The 18,771-nt window shown below is 66.5% G+C and carries 16 protein-coding genes and 2 riboswitches; of the genes, 12 read left to right on the top strand and 4 right to left on the bottom strand.

Translation table 11 applies throughout. The features are described from left to right. Nucleotides 1-74: 74 nt before the first annotated feature. Nucleotides 75-581 (bottom strand): nuclear transport factor 2 family protein, encoded by a 507-nt coding sequence (locus A7Q26_RS19610; protein WP_066863253.1) that lies wholly within the window; start codon nt 579-581, stop codon nt 75-77. 198 nt (nt 582-779) lie between these two features. Here A7Q26_RS19610 and A7Q26_RS19605 point away from each other — a divergent pair, with 198 nt between their 5' ends. Further along, entirely contained in the window at nt 780-2,240 is a 1,461-nt protein-coding gene (locus tag A7Q26_RS19605; protein WP_066863250.1) for a carboxylesterase/lipase family protein, read from the top strand. A gap of 39 nt (nt 2,241-2,279) precedes the next feature. Here the strand turns inward: A7Q26_RS19605 and A7Q26_RS19600 are convergent, their stop codons facing one another. The 3 genes from A7Q26_RS19600 to ligK form a co-directional block, all read right to left on the bottom strand. Next, nucleotides 2,280-3,158 carry an amidohydrolase family protein gene (locus tag A7Q26_RS19600; protein WP_066863247.1) on the bottom strand — a complete coding sequence of 293 codons (879 nt, stop codon included), beginning with the start codon at nt 3,156-3,158 and terminating at the stop codon, nt 2,280-2,282. Nucleotides 3,159-3,248: 90 nt separating this feature from the next. Beyond that, nucleotides 3,249-4,283, bottom strand: coding sequence for a 4-oxalomesaconate tautomerase (locus A7Q26_RS19595; RefSeq protein ID WP_066863245.1), 1,035 nt, complete (start codon nt 4,281-4,283; stop codon nt 3,249-3,251). Between the two features lie 73 nt (nt 4,284-4,356). After that, nucleotides 4,357-5,031, bottom strand: a complete 675-nt coding sequence (ligK, locus tag A7Q26_RS19590) for a 4-carboxy-4-hydroxy-2-oxoadipate aldolase/oxaloacetate decarboxylase (protein WP_066863243.1) — start codon at nt 5,029-5,031, stop codon at nt 4,357-4,359. Nucleotides 5,032-5,134: 103 nt separating this feature from the next. Here ligK and A7Q26_RS19585 point away from each other — a divergent pair, with 103 nt between their 5' ends. The 11 genes from A7Q26_RS19585 (at nt 5,135) to A7Q26_RS19535 (ending at nt 18,769) form a co-directional block, all read left to right on the top strand. After that, complete coding sequence (locus A7Q26_RS19585; RefSeq protein WP_066863240.1) at nt 5,135-6,286, top strand: LysR substrate-binding domain-containing protein; 1,152 nt, start codon at nt 5,135-5,137, stop codon at nt 6,284-6,286. A 65-nt stretch (nt 6,287-6,351) separates the two neighbouring features. Beyond that, nucleotides 6,352-7,245: an NAD(P)-dependent oxidoreductase gene (locus A7Q26_RS19580; RefSeq protein WP_066863750.1), complete on the top strand. Its 894-nt coding sequence runs from the start codon at nt 6,352-6,354 to the stop codon at nt 7,243-7,245. 69 nt (nt 7,246-7,314) lie between these two features. Continuing rightward, entirely contained in the window at nt 7,315-8,340 is a 1,026-nt protein-coding gene (locus A7Q26_RS19575; protein ID WP_066863237.1) for an amidohydrolase family protein, read from the top strand. Continuing rightward, nucleotides 8,337-8,789: a protocatechuate 4,5-dioxygenase subunit alpha gene (gene ligA / locus A7Q26_RS19570; RefSeq protein ID WP_066863234.1), complete on the top strand. Its 453-nt coding sequence runs from the start codon at nt 8,337-8,339 to the stop codon at nt 8,787-8,789. Before A7Q26_RS19575 ends, ligA begins: the two co-directional genes overlap by 4 nt. 1 nt (nt 8,790) lies before the next feature. Continuing rightward, the gene (locus A7Q26_RS19565; protein WP_066863231.1) at nt 8,791-9,684 is read left to right on the top strand and encodes a class III extradiol dioxygenase subunit beta; all 894 of its coding nucleotides are present in this window, start codon (nt 8,791-8,793) and stop codon (nt 9,682-9,684) included. 90 nt (nt 9,685-9,774) lie between these two features. Further along, on the top strand, nt 9,775-10,713 hold the full coding sequence (locus A7Q26_RS19560; protein ID WP_066863228.1) for a Gfo/Idh/MocA family oxidoreductase: 939 nt from the start codon (nt 9,775-9,777) through the stop codon (nt 10,711-10,713). Between the two features lie 140 nt (nt 10,714-10,853). Continuing rightward, nucleotides 10,854-11,097: riboswitch (cobalamin riboswitch) on the top strand. A gap of 155 nt (nt 11,098-11,252) precedes the next feature. Next, on the top strand, nt 11,253-12,299 hold the full coding sequence (locus A7Q26_RS19555; protein ID WP_066863225.1) for a HoxN/HupN/NixA family nickel/cobalt transporter: 1,047 nt from the start codon (nt 11,253-11,255) through the stop codon (nt 12,297-12,299). Nucleotides 12,300-12,334: 35 nt separating this feature from the next. Next, a riboswitch (cobalamin riboswitch) is annotated at nt 12,335-12,555 on the top strand. A gap of 189 nt (nt 12,556-12,744) precedes the next feature. Further along, entirely contained in the window at nt 12,745-13,782 is a 1,038-nt protein-coding gene (cobW, locus tag A7Q26_RS19550; protein WP_066863222.1) for a cobalamin biosynthesis protein CobW, read from the top strand. A gap of 9 nt (nt 13,783-13,791) precedes the next feature. Next, complete coding sequence (cobN, locus tag A7Q26_RS19545) at nt 13,792-17,031, top strand: cobaltochelatase subunit CobN (RefSeq protein ID WP_066863219.1); 3,240 nt, start codon at nt 13,792-13,794, stop codon at nt 17,029-17,031. A 38-nt stretch (nt 17,032-17,069) separates the two neighbouring features. Continuing rightward, nucleotides 17,070-18,140, top strand: a complete 1,071-nt coding sequence (locus A7Q26_RS19540) for a cobalamin biosynthesis protein CobG (protein ID WP_066863216.1) — start codon at nt 17,070-17,072, stop codon at nt 18,138-18,140. Then, a complete protein-coding gene (locus tag A7Q26_RS19535; protein WP_066863213.1) occupies nt 18,140-18,769 on the top strand; it encodes a precorrin-8X methylmutase in 630 nt (209 codons plus the stop codon). Before A7Q26_RS19540 ends, A7Q26_RS19535 begins: the two co-directional genes overlap by 1 nt. The last annotated feature ends 2 nt before the right edge of the window (nt 18,770-18,771 follow it).

Below are 18,771 nucleotides of genomic sequence, written 5' to 3'. Positions count from 1 at the left end.
CAGGTGATCAGCATTGGCGCGCCTCGACTGTCAAGCGCCCGCCGCCGAAGATCGCCTCCGCGTAAATCGAGGCATCAGTGTCGTGCGAAGAGCGCGGATCGGAGCATGGCATAGCTGACGTCGCGCGTGGGATCGGGCTTGGCGCCATGGTCGGCGGCCGGCTGGAGCAGCTTCATGTCGAACGTCACGTCGCGCCGGGCGAACCGCCATTGCCCATCATCCCTGCGGTAACGATCGACATAGCGCACCGACTGGATGTCATGCTGCAAACCGCCTTTGCCGTCCGGGATGAGGTGCCATGCGATGGCGTAGACCTCCCCTTCCGCCTCATCGCCGTCGACATGGACCAGATGATTGCACACGCAATGGCTGCCGATATGCATATGGGGCAGGGATGCTTCGAGGAAGGCGATATAGCCTTCGACAGGCCCATTATAATAGGGGCCATGATTGTCGATGGCGTCGATAGTGTAGAGGGAGCGCAGCAGCGCTATGTCCTTGCGGTCGACGCCACGCGAATAGAGCAGCGCCAACTGCCTTATTTCTTCCTTGGCGACCAGTTCGGCCAACAGGTCCATCATTCCTCTCCTCCTCGTTGCGGCAAAGGCTAATCCGAACGAGGGATGCAGGTCACTATGGCGCGCCGCAGTTCATGACCCCGGAGCATGTCCGACCATCCGATATCGGGAGGGCGATCAATCATCCGTTCCAGGGTTTCGGGACGGCGTCGCCTGCGCTTTAAGTCGTATCAGCAAAAAATGGGTGGGAGCGGAAAGCATATGGACAGGCGAATCGTCGCAACGCAGGCCGGGAGGGTCAGCGGTGTCAGCGCGGATGGCGTTTCGCGCTGGCTCGGCATTCCCTATGCGCAGGCCGGACGTTTTGCCGCACCTGTCGCCGTTCCGGCTTGGGAAGGCGCGAGAGACGCCTCCAGCATGGGGCCGCAATGCCCGCAAATGTATGGCAATTCCGCGAAACGGGCGCGGCTTTCACCTCCTGATTTCGACGAGAATTGCCTGACCCTCAATATCTACGTACCGGAGGGGCGCCCGGACGGAGAGCGACTTCCCGTCTACGTCTGGATACATGGCGGCGCATTTGTCGCGGGCAGCGGCAATCCCTATGACGGCTCCGGCATTGCGAGGGATGGCGGCATCATCGTCGTCACCATCAATTATCGGCTGGGCGTGCTTGGCTTCGTCAATTTCGGCGCGGCGCTGGATGACCCGTCCATCCCGTCCAATCTGGGCCTGCGCGACCAGATCGCAGCGCTGCAATGGGTTCAGCACAATATCGCGGCGTTCGGGGGCGATCCGTCGCGCGTCACGATCGGCGGCCAGTCCGCCGGCTCCATGTCGGTATCGCTGCTGCTGCACGCCCCTGACGCGAGGGGTCTGTTCCAGCAGGCGATCATGCAAAGCGGGGCGGTCAGCCTGCTGCACGGCCGGTCGCGCAGCGAGGCGATCGCGCGCGACTATGTGGCGGCTTTGGGCTTGGGCAAGGTGGGATCGCCCGATGTGCGCAGCCTGCCCCTGTCGCACCTGTTCGAGGCGCAGGCGGCTGTCGGTGCGGCGAATCCTGGCACCGTGCCGGCGGCGCCGTGGCTGGACGGCGATCTGGTGCCGGGGTCGCTGGAGGCGTTGCATAAGGCGCAGGCCGCGCCGGTACCGCTGCTCGCCGGCGCGACGGGGCTGGAGATCCGCCTGTTCGAACTCATGCCCGGAGAGATATTGCCGACAAGCTGGTCAGCGCTCGAAGCGCTGCTGGAGCGGCAGTTGGGCGCCGAGGCGATGCAGAAGATCGTCGCAGCCTATCCGCGCACGGCCGCCGGGCGCCGCGCGCTGGCCAGCGACGTCGCTTTCGCTATGCCGACCCGGCATTTTGCCGACCGGCACGCGACGCATAGCCCGACCTGGTTCTATCGGTTCGATTATGCCCATCCGATCGCGGGCGCGACGCACGGGTTGGACCTGACGCTGACCTGGCCGATGCGCGGCCTGCGTGCGGCGCTGGCGCGGGGCGGCCCCATGTCGGGTCGCCGCGCGGCGCTGGGCCGGCGGATGACCGATCATATCGCGCATTTTGTCCGGCATGGCGCGCCGGCGGACGGCTGGCCATGCTATGAAGCGACAGGCGGCCAGACGATGGTCTTCAATCTGGAGGACCGGATCACATCCTGTCCGGACGCGGAGCGCTGGCGCGCCTGGCGTGGACGGGACGTTGGCGTGGCGCTGGCCTGAGGCCTGTCGCTCCGCCTCCGCACCGACGCAGGCGGGCGATCAGGCGCCGATTTCCTCGGGCCAGTAGAGCCGCATCGGATTCTCGATCAGCAGCTTGCGCTGGAGCGCTTCGGTCGGCGCGATGCGCGGGATCATGTCGACCAGATGGCCGTCGTCGGGGATCGCATCCTGCATATTGGGGTGCGGCCAGTCGGTGCCCCAGAGGACGCGATCCTGATAGTCGGCTACCAGCGGCGCCACTGCATCGGCAAAGGCGTTCCAGGGGTCGCCAGTCTGGTCGAGGCGGTCGGGGCAAGTGGCCTTGAACCAGATGTCGTCCCGGCTGTTCAGGAAAGCGCGAAACGCCTTCATGTCGGCGCCGTCCGGTCCCTGGGTCACGTCCGGGCGGCCCATATGGTCGATCACCAGCGGCACCGGGATCGCATCCATGAAGGGACGCAGTTCTTCGAGAATATCCGCCTCGAAATATATGACGACATGCCAGCCCTTGGGCAGGCGCTTCGCCACTTCGAGGAACTTGTCCTTGGGCGCGTCATCGACCAGACGCTTGAGGAAATTGAAGCGGATGCCGCGCATCCCGCCGTCGTGCAGGGCCGCAAGGTCGGCTTCCGAGATGGCTGGATCGACCACGGCGACGCCGCGCGCCTTTCCGTTCGACCTGGCGATGGCATCGAGCGTGGCGGCATTGTCGGTGCCGTGGCAGCTGGCCTGCACGATGACGTTGCGGTCGAAGCCCAGATGGTCGCGCAGCGCAAACAGCATGTCCGGGCCGGCGTCTTCGGGGAGATATTTGGCTTTTGCGCTGAAGGGGAAGTCCGCCATCGGGCCGAACACATGGCAATGGGCGTCGATCGCGCCGGCCGGAGGGGTGTAGAGCGGCTTGGACGGATTGCCGTGCCAGCTGGTGATGCGGGTCATATCTCAAAACTCCGTTCGCCCCTGGCCTGTCGAAGGGCAATTCTTTCTTGAAGAAAAGTGCAGGGCTTCGACAGGCTCAGCCCGAACGGGTTACGAAAAAACGATGCCGTCCATCAATTTGCGCGCGGTGCGCAGCATGGCTGCGCTGGTGACGGCGCCGCTTTCATCCAGTTCCATGACGCAGGTCGTTTCCCCGGTGGGATGTTCGACCGAGAGCGTCTTGCGATTGCCGTCCGGGATCGACGCGACCTCGGCCGCGGGTGATCCCTCGATCAGGCAGGCGGTGGCGACGCTGACCGCGCCGAGCACGCCGATCGAGGCATGGGCGCGATGCGGGATGAAGCTGCGCACCGTGACCGCGCCGCCGTCGCGCGGCGGCGCGACCAGCATCATCTTGGGCACCGACTTGTCCGTGACGTCGCCCAGGTTCATTCGCTCGCCAACGGCAAGGCGGATTTTTTCGATGCGCGCCTTGAGGTCGCTGTCCTTGTCGAGCGTGTCGCGATCCTCGTAGCCGGTGACGCCGACATCCTGCGCCTTCATGACGACGCACGGCATCCCGTTGTCGATCAGGGTAACGCGCACGCCCTCCACTTCGTCAAAGGCGTTGCCGGTGGGCAGCAGCGCGCCGCAGGAGGAGCCGGCGGTGTCACGGAACTCCAGCGGGATCGGCGCGGCGCCGCCGGGGACGCCGTCGATCTTTGCTTCGCCGTCATAGCGGACCTGGCCATCGGGGGTCTGCACCGTGGCGATGGCGATCTGGCCGGTATTCTCCATGAAGATGGCGACGCCGGTCTCATCCTGCTGCGTGGCGACGAGGCCGCGCTCGATCGCGAAGGGGCCGATGCCGGCGAGGATATTGCCGCAATTCTGCGCGTCGGTGACGACGGCCTTATCGACGAAGACCTGGAGGAAGAGATAGTCGACATCGACGCCCTCCCGTTCGGATTTCTTAACGACCGCCACCTTGCTGGTGAGCGGGTCGGCGCCGCCCATCCCGTCGATCTGGCGCGGGTCGGGCGAACCCATGATCCGCAGCAGGAAGGCGTCGCGCGCGGCCGTGTCGGCCGGCAGGTCTTCAGCCAGAAAATAGCCGCCCTTGGACGTGCCGCCGCGCATCCACATGACGCGGGCGCTGGTCTGCGCGCCCGCTGCTCCGGGCGCAAAACCGGTTCCCGCTTTTGCGGAGGGGGCCGTGTCAGACATATTTCAGGCCCATTTCTTCGAGGCGCGGGCGCATATTGTAGATGTCGAGCCCGAGTTCGCCGGCCGCAAGGCGGACGCGCTTGGCTTCCTCGGCAGCTTCGCGAGCCTGCGCTTTTTCGAGCACGGCGGCGGCATCGGCGCGGGGGACGACGCACACGCCGTCATCGTCGGCAATGATGACGTCGCCCGGATTGACCAGCGCATTGGCGCAGATGACCGGGACGTTGACCGAGCCGATCGTGTTCTTGACCGTGCCCTGCGCATGAACCGCCTTCGACCAGACCGGGAAGTTCATTTGCGTCAGATCGCGCACGTCGCGCACGCCCGCGTCAATGATGAGGCCGCGGCAGCCGCGTGCCTGGGCCGAGGTGGCGAGCAGGTCGCCGAAATAGCCGTCGGTGCAGGGACTGGTGGGGGCCAGCAGGAGGACGTCGCCTTCCTTGAGCTGTTCGATCGCGACATGGACCATCCAGTTGTCGCCGGGCGCGGCGGAGATGGTAACGGCGCTGCCGGCGATGCGGGCGCCGGCATAGATGGGGCGCATGTAGGAGGCGAGGAGGCCGGTACGGCCCTGCGCTTCATGGACGGTCGCCACGCCGCACTTGGCAAGGCCATCAACGACGGCGAGTTCCGCCCTTTCGATATTCTGGACGACGACACCGGACATGGAACTGCTCCTTCTCCCAAGATGGACAGCGACATGGACAGCTTTGCGACAATGCTCAAATCCGATCTAGCGCAGCATCATTAAATTTTGCTAATTATCAAATATGCAGCCCGATCAGTTCAATATCCGCCATCTCGCCGCCATGGCAGCCGTCGTCGACCAGGGCAGCGTCAGCCTGGCGGCGCGCGCGGTCAATCTGACCCAACCGGCGGTGACACAGGGCATCGCGAAACTGGAGGCGCAACTGGGCGTGCGGCTGTTCGAGCGGCAGCCTGGCGGCATGGCCGCGCTGGAGGCTGCGTGGCGGCTGAAGCCGCGCATCGACGTGGCCTTGCGCCTGATCGGCAGCAATCGGGTGACCGCGGCGCAGGTGCGCGCTTTCGTCGCGCTGGCGCGGGCGGGAAGCTATGCGGCGGCGGCGGCGGCGACAGGCGTGGCGGAACCGTCGCTGCATCGCGCGGTCGGCGATCTGGGACTGGCGGTGGGCAGCCGGCTGGTCGACCGGCGAGGTCGGGGCGTGATGCTGACCAAGGCCGGCACGACGCTGGCCCAGCGGCTGCGACTGGCGCTGGCGGAATTGCGACAGGGGCTGGAGGAACTGGCCGACCTGAAGGGCGAGGAAGGCGGGCGCATCCTGGTGGGCGCGATGCCGCTGTCCCGCGCGCGTTTGTTGCCGGAGGCCATCGCCCGCTTCCGGTCGGACTTCCCGCAAGTCGACATATCGGTCCATGAGGGATCCCATGCGGAGTTGGTCGGGCCGCTGCGCGACGGCGAAATCGATATGATGATCGGTGCGTTGCGCGACCCGGCCATGGAACTGGACCTGGGTCAGCAATCCTTGTTCGAGGATCGGCCGACCATATTGGCGCGGCGCGGCCATCCGCTGGAAGCGGGGTGGGATGCCGACGCGCTGCGCCGTTTCCCCTGGATACTACCACCCGAAGGGACGCCGCTGCGGCAATTGTGGCGGGCGATGTTTGCTGAATTGGGCGGTGGCCTGCCGGCCGTGCCGATCGAGTGCGGGTCGGTGATGACGATCCGGCAATTGCTGGTCGGCGGCGATTATCTGACCCTGCTGTCGCATGATCAACTGGCGCTGGAACTGGAGGTCGGGTTGTTGGCGGACATTGGCCCGGCGCCAGGGGCGATCAGCCGGACGATCGGATTGACGACGCGGGGCGATTGGCGCCCGACCCGGCTCCAGCGGCAGTTCATGGAAGCCGTGGAAGCATCCGCCAGAGCAATGACTTCGTAAATTCTTATGAAGCAATGGCGGATTCGATTGGCGGGCTTTGGCGCGATGCGGCATCCGATGTCGCCATGGAGCAGGAAGTTGGTCTGATCGGGTTCGGTGAAGCGGGGTCCACCTTTGCGCGAGCGGGGGACTGGGCCGCGGCCGCCCATGTGTTCGACATACAGACGGACGATGCGACGGCGCGCGACGCGATGCTGGCGGCTTATGCCGAGGCTGGCGTGCTGCCCGCCCGTTTGCTCGAGGACGCGCTGGACGGGGTTTCGCTGGTGCTGTCGCTGGTGACGGCCGACCAGGCACTGGCCGTGGCGCAAGCGGCGGCGGCGCTGATCGTGCCCGGCACGCTTTATTGCGATCTAAACAGTGTTGCGCCGCAGACCAAGCAGGCAGCGGCGCAGGCGATCGAGGCGGCGGGTGGGCATTATGTCGACGTGGCGGTGATGGCGCCGGTCGATCCGGCGCGATTGAACGTGCCTTTGCTGCTGAGCGGCACGCGGGCCGGCGACGCGGAGGCGCGGCTGCGGGCGCTGGGCTTCGGCAAGACCCGCGTCGTGGGCGCGGATGTCGGGCGGGCTTCGTCGATCAAGATGATCCGGTCTGTCATGGTCAAGGGGATCGAGGCGCTGACGGCCGAATGCGTGCTGGCGGCGGCGCAAGCCGATGTGCTGGACGAGGTGCTGGCATCGCTCGACGCGAGCGAGAAGGCGCGGCCCTGGGACGAACGCGCGGATTATAATCTCGACCGGATGCTGGTGCATGGCACGCGCCGGGCCGCCGAGATGGAGGAAGTGGTCAGGACGCTGGAGGGCCTGGGTACCGGCGCCGCGATGACGCGCGGCACGGTCGCGCGGCAGCGGGCGATCGGCGGGCTGGGCGTGAAGGCGCCGCCCGAAGGGTTGGGCGCGAAGATTGGGGTGATTTCTGCCCCTGCGCCTCTTCTGAACCCGGCTTCGCGGGAATGACGGAATTTGCTGGGCGGGCGTGGTGCACCTGCGCTGGGCCGACGGATAAAGGTTGAGGAAAGAGACGCGATGAGCCTGATTATCGATTGCCACGGTCATTATACCGTATTGCCCAAGGGGCATGACGCCTGGCGCGAGGAGCAGAAGGCGGCGTTCAAGGCTGGTACGCCATGCCCGCCCTATCCCGAGATCAGCGACGCCGAGATTCGCGAGACGATCGAGGCGAACCAGTTGCGTCTCATCAAGGAACGTGGCGCCGACCTTACCATCTTCTCGCCGCGGGCGTCGGCGATGGCGCCGCATGTCGGCGATGAAGCGATGGCGAAGGAGTGGGCGATCCGCTGCAACGACCTGATCGCCCGCGTGGTGGCGATGTTCCCCGAAACCTTCGTTGGCGTGTGCATGTTGCCCCAGTCGCCCAAGGCGGACATGAGCAACAGCATTGCGGAGCTGGAACGCTGCGTCAACGAACTGGGCTTTATCGGCTGCAACCTCAATCCCGATCCGGGCGGCGGGCATTTCACCCATCCGCCGCTGACGGACAAATACTGGTATCCTTTCTACGAGAAGATGGTCGAGCTGGACGTGCCGGCGATGATCCATGTGTCGGGCAGCTGTAATCCGGCTATGCACGCCACCGGCGGCTATTATATCGCCGCCGACACCATCGCGTTCATGCAGTTGCTGGAAGGTGACCTGTTCAAGGATTTCCCGACGCTGCGCTTCATCATCCCGCATGGCGGCGGCGCGGTCCCCTATCATTGGGGGCGCTATCGTGGTCTGGCCGACATGCTCAAGAAGCCCGATCTGTCGACGCACCTGATGAACAATATCTTCTTCGACACCTGCGTCTATCATCAGCCGGGCGTGGACCTGCTGGCCGACGTGATCGAGAACAAGAATATATTGTTCGGGTCGGAAATGGTGGGCGCGGTGCGCGGCATCGACCCGACCACCGGCTTCTATTTCGACGACACCAAGCGCTATGTCGATGCGCTGGAGATCAGCGATGAGGAACGCGCCGCGATCTTCGAGGGCAATGCCCGCCGCGTCTTCCCGCGCCTCGACGCCAAATTGAAGGAGAGGGGAATATGATAACAGAAGATCCCAAGCATCAGGATATTCACGAATATCTGGCCGAGTTCGAGGATATTCCGGGAACCCGTGTCTACACTGCCAAGCGCGCGCGGCAGGGCTATCACATGAACCAGTTTGCGATGAGCCTGATGAAGGCGGAGAATCGGGAGCGGTTCAAGGCCGACGAGCGCGCCTATCTGGACGAATGGCCGCTGAGCGAGGAGCAGAAGCAGGCGCTGCTGGACCGGGACTATAATCGATGCCTCGATCTGGGCGGCAATGTCTATTTCCTGTCCAAGCTGTTTTCGACCGACGGGATTCCGTTCGCCGAGGCGGTCAGCACCATGACCGACATGGCGTTCCCCGAATATCGGGAGATGATGATGAAGGGCGGACGCTCGCCCGAGGGCGTGCGGTCGATCAAGGCCAATGAAGCGGCGGCTGCCGCCAAGAAAGAGGATCGCTGAGATGGCACGGATTACTGCTGGCGTGGCGTCGAGCCATGTGCCGCTGCTGGGCGTGGCGTCCGACTTCAACAAGGATCGCGACGATTATTTCGGTCCGATCTTTGCCGGTTATGACTGGACCCGCGAATGGGAAAAGGCGGAAAAGCCCGATGTCGTGATCCTGGTCTATAATGACCATGCGTCCGCCTTCGACATGAAGATCATCCCGACCTTCGCGATCGGTTGTGGCGAGCGCTACAAGTCGGCCGACGAAGGCTGGGGGCCGCGCGCCGTGCCGGACGTGGAGGGGCATCCCGACCTTGCATGGCACATGGCGCAGAGCCTGATCCTGGACGAGTTCGACATGACCATCATCAACGAGATGGATGTCGATCATGGCCTGACGGTGCCGCTTTCCATGATGTTCGGCAAGCCCGATGCCTGGCCCTGCAGGGTCGTGCCGCTGGCGGTCAATGTCGTCACCTATCCGCCGCCGTCAGGCAACCGTTGCTGGGCGCTGGGCGAGGCGATCCGCAAGGCGGTCGAGAGCTTCCCCGAGGATCTGAACGTCCAGATCTGGGGCACGGGGGGCATGAGCCACCAGTTGCAGGGCGCGCGCGCGGGGCTCATCAACAAGGAATGGGACAATATGTTCCTGGACGGGCTGATCGGCGAGAGCGATCATCTGCGCCGGATTCCACATATCGAATATCTGCGCGAGACGGGCAGCGAAGGCATCGAGATGGTGATGTGGCTCATCATGCGCGGGGCGCTGGGCAAGAAGACCCGCGCGCTGCACCGCCATTATCATGTGCCCTGTTCCAATACCGCGATCGGCCATCTGGTGCTGCGCCCGGATAATGGCGAAGGGCTGGACATGACCGGCAGCGGCGTGGCGGCGATCGCGGCGGAGTGAGGATCAGGCGGGAGAGTGCGGCATATGCCTCGCTCCCCCCACCCCCAACCCTCCCCTGAAGGGGAGGGGCCAATAATGGAGTAGTTTCCCATGCGTATAGCTCTGGCTGGTGCCGGCGCCTTTGGCGAAAAGCATCTTGATGGCCTCAAGAATATCGACGGCGTGACCGTCACGTCGATCATCGGCCGCGAACTGGACGCGACGAAGAAGGTCGCGGAGAAATATGGCATCGGCCATGTGACGACCGACCTGAACGAAACGCTGGCGCGCGATGACGTCGACGCGGTGATCCTCTGCACGCCGACGCAAATGCACGCGGCCCAGGCGATCGCGTGCATGGATGCGGGCAAGCATGTCGAGGTCGAGATTCCGCTGGCCGACAGCTGGAAGGATGCACAGGCGGTGCTGGCCAAGCAGCAGGAAACCGGCCTTGTCTGCATGGTCGGCCACACCCGCCGCTTCAACCCGTCGCACCAGTTCGTCCACAACCGCATCAAGGCGGGCGAGTTCAACGTCCAGCAGATGGACGTGCAGACCTATTTCTTCCGTCGCAAGAATATCAATGCGAAGGGCGAACCGCGCAGCTGGACCGACCATCTGCTGTGGCACCATGCGGCGCACACGGTCGACCTGTTCGCCTATCAGGCGGGCAAGATCGTGTCGGCGCACGCCATGCAGGGACCGATCCACCCGGACCTTGGCATCGCCATGGACATGTCGATCCAGCTGAAGAGCGAGACGGGTGCGATCTGCACCCTGTCGCTGTCGTTCAACAATGACGGTCCGCTCGGCACCTTCTTCCGCTATATCGGCGACACCGACACCTATATCGCCCGTTACGACGATCTGGTGAACGGCAAGGAAGAGCCGATCGACGTGTCGAAGGTCGCGGTATCGATGAACGGCATCGAATTGCAGGACCGCGAATTCATCAGCGCCATCCGCGAAGGCCGCGATCCCAATTCGAGCGTCGCCAAGGTGTTCGATTGCTATCGCGTGCTGGGCGAGCTGGAACAGCAGCTCGGCTGAGCTTGAAATCCCTTCGGGGTCGCAAGGAAGGGCGTGGCGGGTGACCGCTGCGCCCTTTTTGTGTTGCGCCTGCTATCGATGCAGCTTGGCAACGCGATGCGCCCAAGCTATGCCTCAGCCCGGCCGGTGGAGACGATCCGCCGGTCGTTGATCGCGCCGGTGCCCTTGCGAAGGGGCTGAAAATGGGAATGCGGTGAGAAGGCCTGGCCCCTTCGATTCCGCGGCTGTCCCTGCAACTGTGAGCGGTGAGCATGTTGCATAGGCTTTTCTGAAACAGGGAAAGCAGCCACTGGGCCGGACGCTAAATCATGCGAGGCCTGGGAAGGCCATGCAGCATCGCTATGACCCGCGAGCCAGGAGACCTGCCGGCGTCTGGTCGCTCTTGCCTGGTCCAGGGGATGGCCGTGGCACGGTATGCTCCGTCTGAGCGACGAAGAAGCGGCGGGGGCCGCATTGATGACGCGCGTCTGCGCCGGATGGCGTCCGGCGGAGCGCGCGGCCCCTGTCATGTCGCGCGACGCCGGAGTGTCTGTTCTGCCATGGTCCATCCCGAAATATCTTCCGCGCCGCGCCTGCGGCATCGCGTCACCGGGCTGATGGGCGCGCTGGTCGCGGCCAATGTCGCCGTCTGGCTCTGGGCCATCGCCCAGTTTCATGCCCAGCCGCTGATGCTGGGGACGGCGCTGCTGGCCTGGGGACTGGGCCTGCGCCATGCGGTCGATGCCGATCATATCGCGGCGATCGACAATGTGACGCGCAAGCTGATGCAGGACGGGCAGCGGCCCATTACCGTGGGTTTCTGGTTCGCGATCGGCCATTCCGCGATCATCGCCGTCGCCTCCGTCACCATCGCTCTCACCGCCAGCGCCCTGTCGCGCTTCGAGAGTTTCCGCGAGATCGGGGGCGTGGTCGCGACCAGCGTGTCGGCGCTGTTCCTGTTCACCATCGCGGTGATGAACCTGATGATCCTGCGGTCGGTATGGAAGAGCTTCGCCCATGTCCGGGCCGGCGGCGCCTATGTGGAGGAGGATCTGGACCTGCTGTTGGGCAATCGCGGCCTGCTGTCACGCCTGTTCCGCCCGATGTTTCGGCTGGTCCGCCGCAGCTGGCACATGGCGCCGCTCGGCTTCCTCTTCGGGCTGGGGTTCGACACGGCCACGGAAGTCGCGATCCTCGGCCTGTCGGCGAGCCAGGCCGCGGATGGCGTGGCGATCGGCACGGTCTTGGTGCTGCCGGCGCTGTTCGCGGCGGGCATGGCGCTGGTCGACACGGCTGATGGCGTGGTGATGCTGGGCGCCTATGAATGGGCCTTCGTCAAGCCGATCCGCAAACTTTATTATAACATCACCATAACCCTGATCTCGGCCCTGGTCGCAATCGTCATTGGCGGGATCGAGACGATGGCGCTGGTGGGCGACAAGCTGGGACTGGACGGAGCGCCCTGGCGGATAGCCGCGGACCTGGGCGAGCATTTCAACAGCCTGGGCTTCGCCATCATCGGCCTGTTCGTCCTGTGCTGGGCGCTCAGCTTCGGGATCTACCGCTGGAAGCGCTTTGACGAGATCGAGGTGCGGGTCGCGGGCTGAACGCCATTGGCTTGGACCGAATTTTGGTCTAGGGCAGGCTCATAGATCGCGCCGGTGCCCCGCGAGGGGCTTTAAATGGGAATGCGGTGCGAGGGGCCTGCCCCCTCAATTCCGCGGCTGTCCCTGCAACTGTAAGCGGCGAGCGCGATGCACATGTCCTCTTGTCGAGGGCGGCCACTGGACCCACTGGTCTGGGAAGGCGTGCATCAAGCCTTGACCCGCGAGCCAGGAGACCTGCCGGCGTCTGGTCGCTCTTGCCCTGGTCCAGGGGATGGCCGCGGCACGGTAGGTTCTTCCGTCTGAGCGACGAAGCTGTGCGGCTGGGGCTGCACGGTGCGGGATGCCGGGCGCGGTCGCGCCCGCCCGTCGTCGCGCGCCGGCTGGTGTCCAGGAAGGGCGTCGGCAAGCCCCCGCCCGTCGTCGTTCCGGCGCGCGGGAGAATGATATGGCCGATTTGGCCAAGCTGCCGGTCACGATCGTCACCGGCTTTCTGGGCGCGGGCAAGACCACGCTCATCAGTCATCTGATCCGCAATGCGGGCGGGCGGCGGCTGGCGGTCGTCGTCAATGAATTCGGCACGCTGGGCGTCGATGGCGACATCCTCAAAAGCTGCGCCATTCCCGATTGCCCGGCGGAGAATATCGTCGAGCTGGCCAATGGCTGCATCTGCTGCACCGTGGCCGACGACTTCATCCCTACGGTGGAGGCGCTGCTGGCGCTGGAGCCGCGTCCGGACCATATCCTGATCGAAACATCGGGACTGGCGCTGCCCAAACCCCTGCTCAAGGCGTTCGACTGGCCTGCGATCCGGTCGCGCATCACCGTCGATGGCGTGATCGCGCTTGCCGATGCGGAGGCGGTGGCTGACGGACGCTTCGCTCCCGATCTGGCGGCACTGGACGCCCAGCGGCGCGCCGATCCCGGCATCGATCATGAAACGCCCCTGTCCGAAGTATTCGAGGATCAGCTGGCCTGTGCCGACATGGTGCTGCTGACCAAGGTCGATCTGGCCGGGCCAGACGGCGTCGCCGCCGCCCGAGCGGTCATTGCGGCGGAAACGCCCCGGCCGCTGCCGGTGATCGAACTGGTCGATGGCGTGATCGACCCGCGGGTGTTGCTGGGGCTGGGCGCGGCGGCCGAGGATGACCTGGCGGGCCGACCCTCGCACCATGATGGCGAGGAGGATCATGAGCATGAGGATTTCGACAGCGTCGTCATGACTCTGGGCGAGATCGCCGATCCCGCCGACCTGGTCGCGCGGATCGAGGCGTTGGCCCGGACGCAGCGGATATTGCGGGTGAAGGGCTATGCCGCCGTTGCGGGCAAGCCGATGCGGCTGCTGGTGCAGGCGGTCGGCGCGCGGGTGCGGCATCATTATGACCGACCCTGGCGGCCGGGCGAAGCACGCGCAACGGCGCTCGTCGTGATCGCCGAGCATGATCGTATCGACGAAGCCGCGATCCGGGCCGTGTTGCAGGACTGAGCGTCGTCCATGCACGTCATCTTCCGCGAGACTCACGGGATCGAGGAAACGGCTGTCCCGCAGGATCTGGGGCAGGCGCCCGCCGATCTTGTGCTGCTGTCCTTTTCGGACAGCGACCTCGGCGCCTTCGCGGCGGGATGGCATCGGGCGCAGGGACGATTGCCGACCCTGCGGCTCGCCAATCTGGCCGCGCTGGCGCATCCCCTGTCGGTCGATACCTATGTCGAACGGACCCTGAGCGGCGCGAAGGCGATCCTGATCCGGCTGATCGGCGGCGCATCCTACTGGAGCTACGGATTGCAGCAGGTGGAGGCGCTGGCGCGCACGCGCGGGATCGTGCTGGCGGTGTTGCCGGGCGACGGGCGGCCCGATGCGCGGCTGGACATCGCGTCGACCGTGCCGGTGACGAGGCTGCGCACATTGGCCCGGCTGTGCGACGAGGGCGGCCCGGCGGCGGCGGGGGCGGCTCTCGGACTGCTGGCGCGTGAAGCGGGGCTGGATGGCCCTGTCGCCCCGGTTCCGCCATTGCCGACGGTCGGAGCCTGGGATGGGAATGTGACCTGTCCAGCGACCTTTACCTTGAGTCTGACTCGGCCGCGCGTCCTCCTCATCTTCTACCGCTCCTACCTGAGCGCCGCCGACACGGAGCCGTTCGAGGCGCTGCGAGACACCTTCGCCAAGCGCGGCTTCGACCTGATCGGGCTGTTCGCGCCTTCGCTGAAGCCGGTCGAGATTCGCAGCTGGATCGCGCGCTGGGTGCGGGCGCTTGCGCCCGCCGCGATCGTCAACGCCACCGCCTTCTCGGCGCGGGGCGAGGACGGCGCGACCCCGCTCGACGGCGCCGGCGTGCCGGTGTTTCAGCTGGCGCTGGCGACATCGGGGCGGCAGGCGTGGCAGGAGTCGCCGCGCGGCCTGTCGCCCGCCGACCTTGCCATGCATGTCGTGCTGCCCGAAGTCGACGGGCGGCTGTTCGCGGGCGTGGTGAGCTTCAAGGAGGCGCAGGCGCGCGACCCGGCGCTGGAGTTTGCGCGCGGCGCGCATCGGTCCGACCCGGCGCGAACCGCCGCGGTCGTAGAGCGGGTGGCCGGCTGGATCACCCTGCGCCAGCGCCCGGCGGGCGTGCGGAAGCTGGCGTTGATCCTGTCGACCTACCCCGGCAAGGCGCACCAGATGGCCCATGCCGTGGGTCTGGATGCGATCGCCTCCGCGCAGGCCATGCTGAGCGACCTTGCCGATGCGGGCTATGGCGTCGCGGCGGCGGGCGATCTGGTAGGCGACCTCCAGATCAAGCGGTTGCACTGGCCGCTCGCCGACTATTGCGCGGCGCTGGCGACATTGCCGGGGTCGCTGCGCGATGATCTCCACGCAGCTTGGGGTGCGCCGGAGGATGACCCGGCCGTGCAGGGCGGCATGTTCGCCTTTGCCGCCGTCCGCCGGGGCGCCGCGATCGTGGCGTTGCAGCCCGAGCGCGAGCGGAGCGCCGATCGGGCGGACAGCTATCATGACCTGACACGCTGCCCGCGCCATGCCTATGTCGCCTTCTATCTGTGGCTGCGCGCCGAGGGCGTCGACGCGTTGGTCCATATGGGCGCGCACGGCACGCTGGAATGGCTGCCGGGCAAGGCGGTCGCGCTGTCCGATGTTTGCTGGCCGGAGGCGCTCGTCGGGCCGACGCCGGTTCTCTACCCGTTCATCGTGAACGATCCGGGCGAAGCGGCGCAGGCGAAGCGACGGATCGGCGCCGTGACGATCGGCCATGCGCCCCCGCCGCTCGCGCCGGCGCAGGAAGGTGCCGGGCTGGGGCGGATCGAGACGCTGCTCGACGAATTTTCCAATGCCGATGGGCTGGACCCGGCGCGGCGCACGCGGTTGCAGGCGGACATCCGGGACGAGGCGCGGACCCGGGGGCTGGAGGCCGAGCTGGGCATAGATGACGCCATGTCGCCCGCCGAAGCGATCAGCCGGATCGACCGCTTCGTCTGCGACATCAAGGAAGGGCAGTTTGGCGACGGGCTGCATGTCTTTGGTCGGGGTGAGCAGGGGCAGGGCGAGCGCGCGGGCCTGCTGGCGGCGCTTGACGGACGGCGGGTGGCGCCGGGCCCTTCAGGCTCGCCGCATCGGGGGCGGTCCGACGTGCTGCCGACCGGGCGCAACCTCTTCATGGTCGATCCGCGCGCGGTGCCATCCCGTGCCGCCCATGCGCAGGGCGTGCGGCTGGCGGAGGAGCTGATCCGCCGCCATTTGCAGGACCGGGGCGATTATCCCAGGGGGCTGGTGGTCGACCTGTGGGGATCGGCGACGATGCGGACGGCGGGGGAGGAATATGCCATGGCGCTCCACCTGCTGGGCGCGGAGCCGGTATGGGACTTCGCGTCCGAACGGGTGACGGCGGTCGACATCCTGCCCCTCGCTATGCTGGACCGGCCGCGGATCGACGTGACGTTGCGCGTGTCGGGACTGTTCCGTGACGCCTTCCCGACGCTGCCGGTCCTGTTCGGACAGGCGGTGCGGGCCTTGTGCGGCAGGGACGAGCCGACCGACTGGAATCCCTTCGCCGGGAGGCCGCCGACACCGCGCGTCTACGGGCCGGAGCCGGGACATTATGGTCTCGACATGGGGGCAACGGCCGACACCTATACGGTCGAGGCCCGGCGCGCGGCGGGGGAGGCATGGCTCGCCGCATCGCGCCATGCGCTGGACGGCGGCGTGACGGACGCGGCTGGGCTCCGCGCCCGCGTCGCGGCGGCGGATGCCTTCGTCCATGCGCAGGACCTGCCGGAAACCGACCTGCTGCTGGCGGCCGATTATGCCGCGCACGAGGCGGGCTTTGCTGCGGCCCAGAGCGTGGTGGGCGGCAAGGCGGCGCTCTATCATCTCGACGCCCGCGATCCGGCGCGGCCAAAGACAAGAGCCTTGACCGAGGAGGTCGCGCGGGTCGTGCGGGGGCGGGCGGCCAATCCCCGCTGGGTCGACGGCATGATGCGGCATGGCTTTCGTGGGGGCGCGGAACTGGCGGCCACGCTCGACCATCTGGGCGCCTTCGCCCATCTGGCCGGGTGCGTGCCCGATCATCTGTTCGACCTCTATCATGATGCCACGCTTGGCCGGGAGGAGGTGCGTGCCTTCCTGGCACAGGCCAATCCCGGGGCGCTGGCGGCGATGCGGGCGCGCTTTTCGGCGCTGTACGCCGCAGGCCTGTGGCGCACCCACCGCAACTCGATCCTCGCCGCTCTGGAGCGCGCGCCGTGAGCGTGGTGAAGGGCCGGTGCCCCGACGCCTGGCACCCGATGGAAGCGGGCGATGGCCTGCTGGTGCGGGTGCGCCCGTCGCTGGGACGCCTGGACGGGGCTCAGCTACGGGGGCTCTGCGAAGCGGCCATGGCGTTCGGCAATGGCCTGATCGACCTTACCAGTCGGGCCAACCTTCAGATACGGGGGGTAAGCGCGCAGGCCTGGCCCTTGCTGGTCGAACGGCTGAAGGCGCTGGCACTTATCCATGCTGATCCGATTATGGAAATGCGGCGGGCGATATTGGTGTCGCCGGACTGGACCGAGGGCGACGACACAGTGGGGATCGCGCGCGAACTGGCGGCGCGGCTGGCGGAATTGCCGACCTTGCCCGCCAAGGTCGGCTTCATCGTCGATACCAAGGATGCGCCCTTACTTATTGGAGAAACGGGTGATTTTCGCATCGAGCGCGGGGCGCACGGTGGATTGATCCTGCGCGCAGACGGCCGGCCGACGGGCGTGGCTGTCGAACCCGGCGACGCAGTGGATCAGTTGATCCGGCTGGCGACTTGGTTCTTGGCAAGCGGCGGCGCGGATGCGGGGCGGATGGTGCGCCACCGCGCGCCGCTGCCAGGCTGGGCGCAGGGCGCCCTTGCGCCGGCACGCGTCGGCATGTCGATCCGCCCGGGGTCGCATCCGCTGGGCTTCGCCTATGCTGTGCCCTTCGGCACGGTCGAGGCTGCGACGCTGGCGCAATTGGGGAATGTTGCCGTGCGGCTGACTCCCTGGCGTATCCTGATTGTCGAAGGCGGCGCGGGGCGGACGATCACGGGATTGTCGAGCGATCGGGCCGATCCGCTGCTGCGCGTCGATGCGTGTCCCGGCGCGCCCCGCTGTCCGCAGGCCAGCGTCGAGACGCGGGCGCTGGCGCGGCGGATCGCGCCCCATGTCGCCGGGGGGCTGCATGTGTCGGGCTGCGCCAAGGGCTGCGCGCGGGCGGCGCCGGCCGAACTGTGCGTGACCGGGCGGGAAGGGCGATACGATCTGGCTCGCGATGCGCGGGCCGGCGCGCCGCCGCAGCGGGCGGGAATGGATGCAGCAGCCCTGCTTGATTATCTGGGAGCCGATTGATGCCCTATGTCTACGAAACCGATGGCGCGGAGATCTATCGCCAGTCCTTCGCCATCATTCGCGCGGAAGCGGCGCTCGATCGCTTTTCGAGCGAGGAGGAGCCGGTCGTCGTCCGCATGATCCATGCCGCCGGAATGGTGGAACTGGCGCCGCATATCCGCTTTTCCGCAGGCTTTGCACTGGCGGCTCGCGCGGCGCTGGCCAGCGGCGCGCCGATCCTGTGCGACGTGCGGATGGTGTCCGAAGGGGTGACGCGGGCGCGACTGCCTGCCGAGAACCCGGTGATGTGCACGCTGGGCGAGACATCGGTGCCTGAACTGGCACGGGCGATGGGTACGACCCGATCCGCCGCGGCGCTGGAATATTGGCGGCCGCACCTGGCGGGCGCGCTGGTGGCGATCGGCAATGCCCCGACCGCGCTGTTTCATTTGCTGGACATGCTGGCGGACCCCGCCTGTCCGCGTCCGGCCGCGATCATCGGCTGTCCGGTCGGTTTCGTGGGCGCGGCCGAATCCAAGGCTGCGCTCTGGGCGGAACAGCCCGTCCCCTGCTGCATCGTGGATGGCAGACTGGGCGGCAGCGCGATCACGGTCGCGGCGATCAACGCCCTGGCGAGCCGCGCAGAATGAGC

This window comes from Sphingobium sp. TCM1 (assembly GCF_001650725.1).
Taxonomy (GTDB): domain Bacteria; phylum Pseudomonadota; class Alphaproteobacteria; order Sphingomonadales; family Sphingomonadaceae; genus Sphingobium.
The sequence above is the reverse complement of the archived record's forward strand: the minus strand, read 5'-3'. Positions and strand labels throughout refer to the sequence as shown.

Excerpts from the sequence above, each read along its gene's own strand:
- A7Q26_RS19535 (WP_066863213.1), top strand. The coding sequence starts at position 18,140 with ATGCCCTATGTCTACGAAACCGATGGCGCGGAGATCTATCGCCAGTCC.
- ligK (WP_066863243.1), bottom strand. The coding sequence starts at position 5,031 with ATGTCCGGTGTCGTCGTCCAGAATATCGAAAGGGCGGAACTCGCCGTC.
- A7Q26_RS19540 (WP_066863216.1), top strand. The coding sequence starts at position 17,070 with ATGGAAGCGGGCGATGGCCTGCTGGTGCGGGTGCGCCCGTCGCTGGGA.
- ligA (WP_066863234.1), top strand. The coding sequence starts at position 8,337 with ATGATAACAGAAGATCCCAAGCATCAGGATATTCACGAATATCTGGCC.
- A7Q26_RS19565 (WP_066863231.1), top strand. The coding sequence starts at position 8,791 with ATGGCACGGATTACTGCTGGCGTGGCGTCGAGCCATGTGCCGCTGCTG.
- A7Q26_RS19605 (WP_066863250.1), top strand. The coding sequence starts at position 780 with ATGGACAGGCGAATCGTCGCAACGCAGGCCGGGAGGGTCAGCGGTGTC.
- A7Q26_RS19610 (WP_066863253.1), bottom strand. The coding sequence starts at position 581 with ATGATGGACCTGTTGGCCGAACTGGTCGCCAAGGAAGAAATAAGGCAG.
- cobW (WP_066863222.1), top strand. The coding sequence starts at position 12,745 with ATGGCCGATTTGGCCAAGCTGCCGGTCACGATCGTCACCGGCTTTCTG.
- A7Q26_RS19555 (WP_066863225.1), top strand. The coding sequence starts at position 11,253 with ATGGTCCATCCCGAAATATCTTCCGCGCCGCGCCTGCGGCATCGCGTC.
- A7Q26_RS19560 (WP_066863228.1), top strand. The coding sequence starts at position 9,775 with ATGCGTATAGCTCTGGCTGGTGCCGGCGCCTTTGGCGAAAAGCATCTT.
- A7Q26_RS19595 (WP_066863245.1), bottom strand. The coding sequence starts at position 4,283 with ATGTGGATGCGCGGCGGCACGTCCAAGGGCGGCTATTTTCTGGCTGAA.
- A7Q26_RS19585 (WP_066863240.1), top strand. The coding sequence starts at position 5,135 with ATGCAGCCCGATCAGTTCAATATCCGCCATCTCGCCGCCATGGCAGCC.
- A7Q26_RS19580 (WP_066863750.1), top strand. The coding sequence starts at position 6,352 with ATGGAGCAGGAAGTTGGTCTGATCGGGTTCGGTGAAGCGGGGTCCACC.
- A7Q26_RS19600 (WP_066863247.1), bottom strand. The coding sequence starts at position 3,158 with ATGACCCGCATCACCAGCTGGCACGGCAATCCGTCCAAGCCGCTCTAC.
- A7Q26_RS19575 (WP_066863237.1), top strand. The coding sequence starts at position 7,315 with ATGAGCCTGATTATCGATTGCCACGGTCATTATACCGTATTGCCCAAG.
- cobN (WP_066863219.1), top strand. The coding sequence starts at position 13,792 with ATGCACGTCATCTTCCGCGAGACTCACGGGATCGAGGAAACGGCTGTC.